Source organism: Nonomuraea sp. NEAU-A123, from assembly GCF_018603905.1.
Classification (GTDB): domain Bacteria; phylum Actinomycetota; class Actinomycetes; order Streptosporangiales; family Streptosporangiaceae; genus Nonomuraea.
On sequence record NZ_JAHFZZ010000016.1, the window covers coordinates 102,870 to 114,563 of the forward strand.

The 11,694-nt window shown below is 69.7% G+C and carries 12 protein-coding genes; 11 read left to right on the forward strand and 1 reads right to left on the reverse strand.

Features of this window, described 5'->3' with window-relative positions; all coding sequences use genetic code 11:
• Positions 1 to 35: 35 nt before the first annotated feature.
• From KLK06_RS39515 to KLK06_RS39550, 8 genes are all read left to right on the forward strand, one after another.
• Positions 36 to 2,453, forward strand: coding sequence for a CaiB/BaiF CoA-transferase family protein (locus KLK06_RS39515; protein ID WP_214640790.1), 2,418 nt, complete (start codon positions 36 to 38; stop codon positions 2,451 to 2,453).
• Positions 2,454 to 2,455: 2 nt separating this feature from the next.
• Positions 2,456 to 3,244, forward strand: a complete 789-nt coding sequence (locus KLK06_RS39520) for a crotonase/enoyl-CoA hydratase family protein (protein WP_214640791.1) — start codon at positions 2,456 to 2,458, stop codon at positions 3,242 to 3,244.
• Positions 3,241 to 4,404 (forward strand): thiolase family protein, encoded by a 1,164-nt coding sequence (locus KLK06_RS39525; protein WP_214640792.1) that lies wholly within the window; start codon positions 3,241 to 3,243, stop codon positions 4,402 to 4,404. The genes KLK06_RS39520 and KLK06_RS39525 overlap by 4 nt, the downstream gene beginning before the upstream one ends.
• 10 nt (positions 4,405 to 4,414) lie before the next feature.
• Complete coding sequence (locus KLK06_RS39530; RefSeq protein ID WP_214640793.1) at positions 4,415 to 4,798, forward strand: Zn-ribbon domain-containing OB-fold protein; 384 nt, start codon at positions 4,415 to 4,417, stop codon at positions 4,796 to 4,798.
• 30 nt (positions 4,799 to 4,828) lie between these two features.
• Positions 4,829 to 5,740 (forward strand): LysR family transcriptional regulator, encoded by a 912-nt coding sequence (locus KLK06_RS39535; RefSeq protein ID WP_214640794.1) that lies wholly within the window; start codon positions 4,829 to 4,831, stop codon positions 5,738 to 5,740.
• 114 nt (positions 5,741 to 5,854) lie between these two features.
• A complete protein-coding gene (locus KLK06_RS39540; protein ID WP_214640795.1) occupies positions 5,855 to 7,024 on the forward strand; it encodes a serine hydrolase in 1,170 nt (389 codons plus the stop codon).
• 219 nt (positions 7,025 to 7,243) lie between these two features.
• Entirely contained in the window at positions 7,244 to 7,969 is a 726-nt protein-coding gene (locus tag KLK06_RS39545) for a helix-turn-helix transcriptional regulator (RefSeq protein ID WP_308168660.1), read from the forward strand.
• Positions 7,970 to 8,047: 78 nt separating this feature from the next.
• Positions 8,048 to 8,572, forward strand: coding sequence for a hypothetical protein (locus KLK06_RS39550; RefSeq protein ID WP_214640796.1), 525 nt, complete (start codon positions 8,048 to 8,050; stop codon positions 8,570 to 8,572).
• A 31-nt stretch (positions 8,573 to 8,603) separates the two neighbouring features.
• Here the strand turns inward: KLK06_RS39550 and KLK06_RS39555 are convergent, their stop codons facing one another.
• A complete protein-coding gene (locus KLK06_RS39555; RefSeq protein WP_214640797.1) occupies positions 8,604 to 9,053 on the reverse strand; it encodes a hypothetical protein in 450 nt (149 codons plus the stop codon).
• 220 nt (positions 9,054 to 9,273) lie between these two features.
• On the opposite strand from KLK06_RS39555, the gene KLK06_RS39560 reads away from it, so the two are divergent.
• Genes KLK06_RS39560 through KLK06_RS39570 form a run of 3 tightly spaced genes read left to right on the forward strand, consistent with a single transcriptional unit; the run spans position 9,274 to position 11,628 of the window.
• A complete protein-coding gene (locus KLK06_RS39560; RefSeq protein ID WP_214640798.1) occupies positions 9,274 to 10,695 on the forward strand; it encodes a non-reducing end alpha-L-arabinofuranosidase family hydrolase in 1,422 nt (473 codons plus the stop codon).
• On the forward strand, positions 10,587 to 11,183 hold the full coding sequence (locus KLK06_RS39565; RefSeq protein ID WP_308168661.1) for a hypothetical protein: 597 nt from the start codon (positions 10,587 to 10,589) through the stop codon (positions 11,181 to 11,183). The genes KLK06_RS39560 and KLK06_RS39565 overlap by 109 nt, the downstream gene beginning before the upstream one ends.
• Before the next feature lie 46 nt (positions 11,184 to 11,229).
• Complete coding sequence (locus KLK06_RS39570; protein WP_214640800.1) at positions 11,230 to 11,628, forward strand: hypothetical protein; 399 nt, start codon at positions 11,230 to 11,232, stop codon at positions 11,626 to 11,628.
• Positions 11,629 to 11,694: the final 66 nt, after the last annotated feature.

The window sequence follows — 11,694 nt, forward strand, 5'->3', positions numbered from 1 at the left end:
TCGCGCACGTTCTTCACACACTGGGGTGATTCACCATGCCCGCGATCAGGGGCCTTCCCCTCGACGGCCTCCGGGTCATCGACCTGGCGGACGGCAAGGCCGAGATGTGCGGCCGGTACCTCGCCGACCTCGGAGCCGACGTCATCCGCGTCGAGCCTCCCGGCGGCGCGCCCACCCGCCGGCGGGAACCGCTCCACGACGGCGTCAGCCTCTATTTCGCCACGCACAACGCCAACAAGCGCGGCATCACCCTGGACCTGAGCGACCCCGCCGGCCGTGACGGGCTGCTTGACCTTGCGGCGGGGGCGGACTTCCTCATCGAGACCGAACGGCCCGGCACCCTCGACCGGCTCGGCCTGGGCGCGGACACGCTGCTCGCCCGCAACCCGGCGCTGGTCGTCGTCTCGATTACCGACTTCGGGCAGACGGGGCCGTACCGGGACTGGACCGGCACCGACTGGACGCACATGGCGCTCGGCGGGGCGCTGTCGCGGTCGGGCATTCCGGGCCGGCGACCGGTCATGCCGCCGGGGCCGCTGGCCTACGAGTCGGCGGCGGTCCAGGCCGCGTGGGCGGGGCTGCTGGCGTACCTGAACCGGCTGGACACCGGGCGTGGCGACCACGTCGACTGCTCGGTGTACGAGATGACCGCCCAGGTGCTGGACCCCGGATTCGGCATCGGCGGATCGGCCACCGGCGGCGTACCGGCCACGGAGCTGCCTCGCGGGCGCCCGGACGCGGGGAAGCTGTACCCGATCTTCCCCTGTGCGGATGGGTACGTGCGGATCTGCGTGCTTGCTCGGCGGCAGTGGCGTGGGATGTTCGGCTGGCTCGGCGAGCCCGAGGAGTTCGCCGACCCCAAGTACGACACGCTCGGCGCCCGGTTCGGGGCCGCCGAGCGGCTGCATGCCCTGATCGGCGCGCTGTTCAGGGACCAGACCAAGGACGAACTGGTGGCGCGGGGCCAGGAGCGCGGGGTGCCGATCGCGGCGCTGCTCGATCCGGGCGAGGTGCTGGCCGGCCCGCACTTCCTGGCCCGCGGCGGGCTGCTCGACGCCGAGGTCGCCCCCGGGCTGACCGGGCGGGTGCCGTCCGGGTACGTCGAGGTGAACGGTGTACGCGCGGGATTCCGCCACCGGGCGCCCGAGGTGGGCGAGCACGACGACGAGGTGTCCGCCGAGCCGCCCCGCGCGACGACCACCGAGCCCAGCGAGCCTGCGGGCCCGCGGCGGCCGCTTGACGGGCTCCGCGTGCTCGACCTCGGCGTCATCGTGGTCGGGGCCGAGCTGGGCCGGCTGCTCGCCGACCAGGGCGCCGAGGTCATCAAGATCGAGAGCCGGGCGTACCCGGACGGCAGCCGCCAGGCGCTGAACGGCGAGGCCATCAGCGTCAGCTTCGCCTGGGGGCACCGCAACAAGATCAGCGCCGGCATCAACCTCCGCTCTCCGGAGGGCCTGGAGCTCTTCAAGCGGTTCGCCCAGGAGTCCGACGTCATCCTGTCCAACTTCAAGCCCGGCACGCTGGAGTCCCTGGGCCTCGGCTACGACGTCATCAGCGAGCTGAACCCGCGCATCATCATGGCCGACAGCAGCGCCCTGGGCTCGACCGGGCCGTGGAGCAGGCGCATGGGCTACGGCCCGCTCGTCCGCGCCGCCACCGGGGTCACCGGGCTCTGGCGCGACACCGGCGTCGAGGCCGGGTTCTGCGACGCGATCACGATCTACCCCGACCACATCGCCGCCCGCGTCGGCGCGGTCGCCGTGGCCGCCGCGCTGATCGAACGCCGGCGTACCGGGAAGGGCGGCACGGTCAGCGTCTCCCAGGCCGAGACCATCCTCACCCAGTTGTCCACGAGCTTCCTGCGCGAGTCGCTGGAGCCCGGCTCGTTCACCGCCCACGGCAACAGCGGCGAATGGGACGCGCCCCAGGGCGTCTACCCGTGCGCGGGCGACGACGAGTGGTGCGTGGTGAGCGTCGAGGACGGAGAGCAGTGGCGCGGCCTGTGCGCCGTCATCGGCCGCGCCGACCTGCGCGCCGACACCCGGCTGGCCGACGCGGCCGGCCGACGCGCGCACCGCGACCTCGTGGACGCGGCCGTGACCGCGTGGACGGCCGGCACCCCGCCGCGCGAGGCCATGGAACGGCTGCAGGCGGCCGGCGTGCCCGCCGGGATGATGCAGCGCGTCACCGAGTACCCCGGCGACCCCCAGCTCACGGCCCGTGGATTCCTGCGCGAGATGCGCCAGCCGAACATCGGCCACGCGTTGCGCACCGAGAACGCCCCGGCCACGTTCCGGGAGGTCGCCGACCCCGAACTCCGACCGGCGCCACTGGCCGGGGAGCACACCCGGCTGGTGGCCGCCAAACTGCTCGGCCTGGCCGAGTCCGAGATACAGACGCTCATCGAGGCGGGCGTGCTGGAGGAGACAACCATGCAGAACGAGAGGAACTGACCGTGGGTGAGCCCGCCGCGCTCGTCGAGCGCCGCGACCATATCGTGCTGATCACCTTGAACCGTCCCGAGGTGCGCAACGCCGTCAACGCCGACCTGACCCGCGCCGTAGGCGAGGCCCTGGACGCGGCCGACGCCGATGCCTCGGTTCGCGCCGTGGTCCTGACCGGAGCCGGGGACAAGGCGTTCTGCGCCGGCGCCGACCTTAAGGAGGTGGCCCGCGGCGAGTTCTCCACCGAGGGGATCAAGCCGCACTGGGGCTTCGCCGGATGCGTCACGCACCCCATCGCCAAGCCGGTCATCGCCGCCGTCAACGGGTTCGCGCTCGGCGGCGGCACCGAGATCGCCCTGTGGGCCGACCTGGTGGTGGCCGCCGAGACGGCCGCGTTCGGGCTGCCCGAGGTCAAGCGCGGCATCATCGCGGGCGCGGGCGGCACGTTCCGGCTGGCCGCGCAGTTGCCCGCGAAGGCCGCCATGGAGATCCTGCTGACCGGTGAGCCCGTGAGCGCCGCCGACGCCCTGCGGCTCGGCCTGATCAACCGGGTGGTGCCGCCGGACCAGGTCGTACCGACCGCGCTGGCCCTGGCCGAGACGATCAGCGCGAACGCGCCGTTGTCCGTGCAGGCCAGCAAGCGGATCGCGCGGGGCATCTCCGACGGCGCGATCCCGTCGGAGCGGGCCGGCTGGGAGCGGACCGCCGCCGAGACCGCCGCGATCATGCGGTCGGCGGACGCGAAGGAGGGACCGCGCGCCTTCGCCGAGAAGCGCGCCCCCGTGTGGGAGGGACGATGAACCGCGCACCCGTCATCGCCGGTCTCGGCATCACCGAGATGGGCAAGGTGTACGGCCGCAGCGCGCCCGAGTTCGCCGCCGACGCCGTACGCCTCGCCGTCACCGACGCCGGGCTGGAACCGCACCAGGTGGACGGCCTGCTGACCAACACCGGCATCACCGGCGACGTCGGCCTGTCCCTCCAGCGCGACCTGGGGCTGCGCCACCTGCGCCTGCTGTCGGAGGTGCAGGCGTACGGCTCGTCGGCCGGGGCCATGGTGCAGTACGCCGCCATGGCCGTCTCCTCCGGCATGGCCGACGTCGTGGCCTGTGTGTTCGCCGACGCCCCGCTGAAGGACAAATCAACCGGAGGCGGTGCCGCCTACGCCGGCGCGGGCGGGGCCCTGACCGGCTGGCAGGGCATGGCCGCGGCCTCCGGCATCTACAGCGCCAACACCATGTACGCGCTGGCCGCCAGCAGACACATGCAGACGTACGGCACCACCAGCGAGCAACTGGGGCACATCGCCGTCGCGCAACGTGCCTGGGCGGCCCGGAACCCGCTGGCCCAGATGCGCACCCCGATCACCCTCGAGGACCATCAGAGCTCCCGGTGGATCGCCGAGCCCTTCCACCTCCTCGACTGCTGCCTGGTCAGCAACGGCGGCGTCGCGGTGATCGTCACCTCCGCCGACCGGGCCGCCGACCTCGCCCAGCCCGCCGTGCACATCCGCGGCTGGGGGCAGGCGCACCCCGGGTACGTCATGGGCAAGGACAGCGAGTTCGGGCTGGTCAGCGGTGCCGCCCTGTCGGGTCCCACGGCGCTGAAGATGGCCGGGATCACGATCGCCGACATCGACGTCGCCGAGCTGTACGACTGCTACACCTACACCGCGCTCATCTCCCTGGAGGACTACGGCTTCTGCGCCAAGGGCGAGGGCGGCCCCTTCGTCGCCAGTGGGGTGCTCGGGCCGGAGGGCAGCCTCGCGGTCAACACCGGCGGCGGGCAGCTGTCCTCGTACTACATGTGGGGGATGACCCCGCTGTCGGAGGCCGTCATCCAGGCCCGCGGCCAGGGCGGCGACCGGCAGGCCCGGCGCAACGACATGGTGCTCGTCAGCGGCAACGGCGGCGTCCTCGACCATCACTCCACCCTCATCCTCAGCCCGCACGCGCGATAGGAGCATGCCGATGCCCGTGGGAACCGTCCTCCGCGACGCGGCCACCGCCGAGTTCTTCGACGGCACCGCGCGCGGCGAACTGCTGATCAGACGCTGCGACGAGTGCCGCGGCCCCGCCGCGCCGCAGGCCCGCACCTGCCCGCACTGCGGCTCGCCCCTCCTGTCCTGGACGCCCGCCGCCGGGACCGGCCAGGTCGTGAGCTGGTCCGTGGTGCATGCCAAGGGCGCCCCGCCCATCGTGGTCGCGATCGTCGAGCTGGACGAGGAGCCGTGGATCCAGGTCCAGCTCACCGACGCCCTGCCCGAGGAGGTGCGCGGTGGGATGCGGGTGCGCGTCGCCTTCGAGCGGCCAGAAGGGGGTGAGGCGATCCCCGTGTTCCGGCCCGCGAACTGATCGCCGGGGGCCGCCGCTACCCTGAGCTGGATGGACATCCAGCAGCTCCGTTACTTCGTGGCCGTGGCCGAGGAGCTCCACTTCGGGCACGCCGCCGAACGGCTGCACGTGACGTCTTCCCCGCTCAGCCGCCGCATCCGGGAGTTGGAGAAGGAGCTGGGCAAGGACCTGTTCGACCGCGGCTACCACCAGGTCGAGCTGACCGCCTTCGGACGGGCCTTCCTGGAGCCCGCCCGTGACGTGCTGGCCCGCTTCGACGCGCTGGCGGACCTCGCGGCCGGACCCGCCGCCGACGGCAAAGCCGTGCGGGTGGGGGCCACGCCGCTCGCCCCCACCCAGGTCCTGGACCTGGTGCTGGAGACGTTCGAGCAGGTGAGCCCCGGGATCGAGCTGCCGGTGAGCCTGGAGCCGTCGGCCGGGCTGCTCGCCCTGCTGGCGACGCACAAGCTGGACATCGCCGTCGTCCACCTGCCCGTGGACACCCCCGGCCTCGACAGCCTGGCCCTCGCCGAATACCGCTTCGCCATCGTCATGCGCGCCGACGATCCGCTCGCCGGCCATGCCCGGCTCACGCTCGGCGACCTGGCCGACCGGCAACTGCTGCTCACCTCGTTCAAAGTGCACCCGTTGGTGATGAAGGGGCTGCGCGATCACCTGCGCGAGGGCGGGGTCACCCAGATCCGGGAGATGCCGCACAGCGACGTCGTACAGATCGCCGCGCACGTCACCCACTCGCGCGCCCTGTCGCTGACCACGCTCAGCACGATCGCGGGCCGCATCCTCGCCGAGACCGGGCTCGTCCTCGTGCCGCTGGACGACCCGGACCTGCACTTCCGGCTCGGCGTCGCCTGGCCGGCGAGCGCGGCGGCTCGCGGCGGCCCGCTCGCGAGCGTCATCGCCGCCCTGCGCGAACGCGCCGGCGACTCGCTCACCATCCTCTGATCACCGCGTTCTCGGTAGCGCTGGCTGTACCTCCGGACTCCAGTGAGTGGGATCGATCATGGAGGGGTCCCGCCGGTGACATCGCAAACGAGCCACCGAGCAGGGAGCCCCCCGATGTCGTACTTCACCGTCAAGTCCCCCTCCACCAAGCGTCGCGGCCGGCTGGCCCTGGCGGCGGTGGCCATCGCCGCGCTGAGCGGCCTCAGCCTGAACGCCGCGCCGGCGACCGCCGCCTCCGCCTCCGCCTCCGCCGACAAGGTGCAGCAGGCCCTGGACGGTCTGGTCGGTAAGGGCGGGTTCCCCGGCACGCTGGCCGCCGTGCGGGACACTGACGGCCGTACCCGCGACTACACCGCGGGTGTGGGTGACCTGAAGACGCGGGACGAGGTGCCGGTCGACGGCCGGGTGCGGATCGCCAGCAACACCAAGATGTTCACCGCCACGGTCGTGCTGCAACTGGTCGGCGAGGGCAAGATCAAGCTGGACCGCCCCATTGAGAAGTACGTGCCCAAGCTGGTCCGCGGCAAGGGCGTGGACGGGCGCGAGATCACAGTACGCGAGCTGCTGCAGCACACCAGCGGCCTGGCCGACTACGACGACGTCCTGGCGAAGGACTACCTGTCGGTCCAGCACACCTACTACGAGCCGCGCGAACTGCTCGACGCGGCGCTGACGAGCGCGAACTCCCCCGCGCGCGGCTGGAGCTACAGCAACACCAACTACGTGGTGGCCGGGCTCATCGTGCAGAAGGTCACCGGGCGGCCGATCAGCGAGGAGATCACCAAGCGGATCATCGAGCCGCTCGGGCTGCGGAAGACGTACTGGCCGGCGCTCGGCGACCAGTCCATCCGCGGGCCGCACCCCAAGGGCTACTTCGCGACCAAGCCCGGCGACCCGTACGCGGACGTCACCACGATGGACCCCTCCATGGCTTGGGCGGCCGGACAGCTGATCTCCAGCCCGAGCGACCTCAACCGCTTCATGGTCGCGCTCCTGGACGGCAAGCTGCTCAAGCCCGAGCAGCTCAGGCAGATGAAGACCACCGTCGACGCCCCCGAGTTCACCCCTGCGGGCGGGGCCCGGTACGGGCTCGGCATCGCCAGGGTCAAGCTCAGCTGCGGCGGCTTCGCCTGGTCCCACGGCGGCTCCGCCCCCGGCTACGCCACCGCCAACGCCGTCACCGAGGACGGGAGGGCGGCCACCATCGCCGTCACCGCGCTGCCTACCTCGCTGGAGGCGTACAAGCGCTTCGAGTCCGTCCTCGACACCGCGCTCTGTGACTGACCCCGGTTCTCTTGGCTGCTCCCCGACGCCGTCTGCGTGGCGAGTAACTCTCGCCACGCAGACGGCGTCGCGGACGTTGGCCGGCTCCGTGCCGCGAGACTTTCGGCACGCCCCCACGCTGCGAGGCCGCGCGGCTAAGGTTTTCTCAGTGAGTTCCGCCTGCGAAAGGCGCGGATGATGCGAGTCCGCCGCGGTGTGTGAGGGCGGCGAAGGAGGCGTGTGAACGAGAGCGTGTCGTTGATCCAGCTTGCCCATCGGCTGGAGGAGGTGGTGGGCGAGCTACGCGGCATCCCCGTCGACGTCGAGCGGCTGGAGGACAACGAGCTCGTCCGGCAGCAGATCGCGCAGGCCGCCCGCACGGCCGGCGAGCTGCGCGCCATGCACCCGGTGGGCTCGTCGGAGAAGGGCCGCGAGGAGCAGAAGAGCAGGCGCGACGTGCTCGACGCCCTGCAACACGGCATGACGATGCGGACGATCATCCACACGAGCGTGTTGGACGACCCGCGCAAGGCGGCCCGGATCAGGGAGTTGCACGCCGCCGGTGACCTCCACCGGGTCGTCGACGAGCCGATCCAGCAGTTGCTCATCTTCGACCGCACGGTGGCGTTCGTCCGCATCACCCCCGTCGCCTACTCGCCGGGCGCCCTGGTCATCAGGCAGCAGAGCCTGATCACCACCCTCATCGACCTGTTCGAGCAGACCTGGACCAGGGCCAGGGAGGTCACTGAGCCGGCGCTCCGGCTGACCCCGCGCGAGCGTGAGGTGCTCACTCTGATCGCCGCGGGGCGTACCAACAGCGCCGTCGCCCGCGCTCTGTCGATCAGCGAGGCGGCCATCGGCAAGCACGTGGCCAGCGTGTTCGCCAAGCTCGAGCTACCCGCGTCGGAGGACGACAACCGGCGGGTGCTGGCGGTGCTGGCGTATCTGCGCGGCGCGGCGAAGTAGGGCCAGGTCTACCTCGTCCTCGCCCCAGCCCCCATGCGGACGGACTCCGGTACGCATTTCAATGGTGTCATGCAGCGAATGACTGGATTGCTGGTTGGCGCGGTCTTCGGCGCGGTCTTCGTCGTCGTCAACGCGCAGAGCCCGCTGAACACCGTGACCGCGAACCTCTTGCGGGTGGCCGCCTGCCTGGCGGCCGCGAGTGTTGTCGCCATGTGGATCATCACCGCCAGGAAGGAGCGGTCCGTCGCGGGCCCGCGACGGAACATGTTCGGCCGCGGTTATCTGATCGTCGTGGCCGCCGAGGCGATCCTGCTCTTCGGCGGGATCCGGGTGCTGGCCGCCTGGGAACGTCCTGAACAGACCAACGTGGCCTGGGTGGCGTTCGTGGTCGGTGTGCACTTCATCGCGTTGGCGCCGGTCTGGAAGGACTGGGGGATCGCCGTACCCGGGGTGGTTCTCACCCTGCTCGGCGCCGCCGGGCTCGTTCTGGCGTCGACGGCCGCCGTGGCCTGGGTACCGCTCATCAGCGGTGTGCTGTCCGGCGTGGTGCTCCTGACCGGGGCCCTCACCTTCGGCTGGCGCACTGTGGCCCAGCCGGCCTAGGCCAGCCGCCGGACGAACGTCTCGAGGTGTCTTAGACGCCTTCCGCGGCTTTGGCAGTCGCGGCGGCGTGCTCGTCGGCGGTCATGCCGCGGTCGGGGAAGCGCTGGTTGAGGTCGTACTGGTCATCAGCCCACTGCTGGTAGTCCCGCCGGACGGTGAGCTCGTCGGAGTTGGTGATGTGGGCGATATCGGCCCAGGTGACCCCAGCCAGCAGCGCGTGGTGGATGTTGGAGGGATGGCGCACGGTGCGCGCGATGCTCTCCGCCAGTGCCAGTAATTCGATGTGTTCGGCCACGGTGAGGGAAGGCCGGTCCTCGGCTCCATGCCGGGCGGGGTCATAGATCCCTCGGGTTACCAGCTCGATCCGGGCGCGAGCCGATGCGTTCTTGGCGGCCAGGTCGTTGTAGCGCTCCAGTTGCTGACTGACGGGCATGTCGTAGCGAGCGTCGTGCCAGGTTGCGCTGTGCTCAGGCGTGGTCATGACGACTTCTCCAGGGCAGTCGGGTATGAACGATCATGCCGCAGATCTTTGAATCTGCCTCACTCTCCACGAAACGGGACACCTGACCCCGAGGTGAAAGTTTCAGCGTCGCAACGGCTCTACCGTGCGGGAATGGCTGCGTCTCGAAAGTTTCGCTTGATGGGCTGAAACCTTTCTGAGACGCTCAGCCATCGTCGGCCTCGCCCCCACGGAGGACGCAGTGCACCTCAACCGCACCCGGTTCTGGGCCATCGCGGCGGCCTTGGCCGCGATCGTCGCCGCGCTCATCACGCCCACCGCCCAGGCCGCCCCCGGCTGCCGCGTCACCTATACGGTGACCAGCCAATGGCAGAACGGTTATGGCGCCAGTGTTAGCGTTACCAACCTTGGCGACCCGCTCACCAGTTGGAAGCTGACCTGGTCGTTCACCGCCGGCCAGACCATCAGCCAGCTCTGGAACGGCACCTACACCCAGTCCGCCGCCCAGGTCACCGTCACCAACGCCGCCTACAACGGCTCTCTGGCCACCGGCGCCAGTACGTCGTTCGGCTTCAACGCCTCCTGGAACAACACCGCCAACCCGGCGCCGACCGACTTCGCACTCAACGGCACCACCTGCACCGGCAGCACCCCGACCCCGAGCCCGACACCCACCCCGACAGTCACACCCACCGGTGGCACCGGCACGTTGCCCAGCAGCTTCCGCTGGCGCTCCGGCTCCGCGCTGATCGCCCCCAAACCGGATGCGAGCCACAACATCGCCGCCGTCAAGGACCCGTCGGTCGTCTACTACAACGGCCGCTGGCACGTCTTCGCCAGCACCGCGAACGCGAGCGGCTACAACATGGTCTACCTGAACTTCACCGACTGGGCACAGGCGGGCGCCGCCACGCACACGTATCTCGACCAGAGCGCGATCGGCACCGGCTACCGAGCGGCGCCCCAGGTGTTCTACTTCGCGCCGCAGAACAAGTGGTACCTGGTCTACCAGACCGGCAACGCGTCGTACTCGACCACCACCGACATCAGCAACCCGAGATCGTGGAGCGCGCCGCAGAACTTCTACTCGAGCATGCCGGACATCATCCGCCAGAACATCGGCAGCGGCTACTGGGTCGACATGTGGGTCATCTGCGACACGGTCAACTGCTACCTGTTCTCCTCCGACGACAACGGCCACCTGTACCGCTCCCAGACCACCGTGGCGAACTTCCCCAACGGCTTCACCAACACCGTCATCGCCATGCAGGACAGCAACAGGAACAACCTCTTCGAAGCCTCCAACGTCTACAAGATCACGGGCACGAACCAGTACCTGCTGCTGGTGGAGGCCATCGGCAGCGACGGCCGGCGCTACTTCCGCTCCTGGACCTCGACCGCCATCACCGGCCCGTGGAGCCAACTCGCCGCCTCCGAGAGCAACCCGTTCGCCCGCAGTACGAACGTCACCTTCGACTCCACCGCCTGGACCAGGGACATCAGCCACGGTGAGATGATCCGCGACGGCTACGACCAGACCCTGACCATCAGCCCGTGCCAACTCCGCTACCTGTACCAGGGCCTGGACCCGAACGCCGGCGGAGACTACAACTCGCTGCCCTGGAGGCTGGCCCTGCTCACCCAGACCAACTCGACCTGCTGACATCGTGTGGGAATGGAACCCACCCCGCTGAACAAAGGTCCGGGACGCGTCATCATCCTCAACGGAGCATCGAGCGGCGCGACGACGAAGGCCCTTTCTCTTGGTGGAACGAGATGCGGCCACGCTTCTTCAAGGGCTTTCATCGATGCCTGCCCGCCCTGGCCGGTGCCGGCAACGACCTGATCGTGGAGCACGTCATCGAATTCCGGACCTGGCGGGAATCTCTTTCTCGCCTGTTGGCGGACTTCGACGTGTTCCTCGTCGGAGTGCATTGCGACCTCGCGGAGATCGACCGAAGAGAACGCGAGCGCGGAGACCGCCGCATCGGAGAGGGCCGCTCCCACGTAGAGACCGACGGCATACACACGTTCGGCCCCTACGACTACGAGGTGGATACCAGTGACGGGGTCTCCACCACGCTCACCCAGTCCGTGGTGACCGCCTGGCGCTCAAGGGGCACGCGACGCGCGATGAGCGGAAAGAGCTGAAAAGGGGCCGATGTCAAAGTCTGGGCCGCATGCTACGGTCCCAAGTGTGACGGAGTCGATCCTGTCAAATTCGGTTGCTGCTCGTAATCGTCGTTGGATTTTGTGGGCGGATTTGGTTTCCGCGATCTTGCTCATTGGAACTGGGGCATTATTTCTGGCAAGTCGCCAGACGGCAACAGGAAGCCTCCTGTCGACTCTGACGAGCCTGGTCTCGCAGGCTTGCGCGGTAGGCGCCGCGGTCCTGTTGGTTGCGGGACTCTGGCGGCGACCGAGCACCGGGGCATCTTTCCTCAGTCCAATCCTTGACGAACGTGAAACCCCTGAACGATTGGCTGCGCAGCGTTTAACACAAGCACTGGACTGGAAGCTGGTGGTGCTCCGCACTGCCATTGGCATCATCATTCTGCAGGCGACCCTGATGGGCATATCTGCGGTTCTGCCGTAGGCAGCCGCAAACGGGGTTGACGCGCACCGTCGGCGGACGTTCGTATTGACCCTCGAACACCCGCGG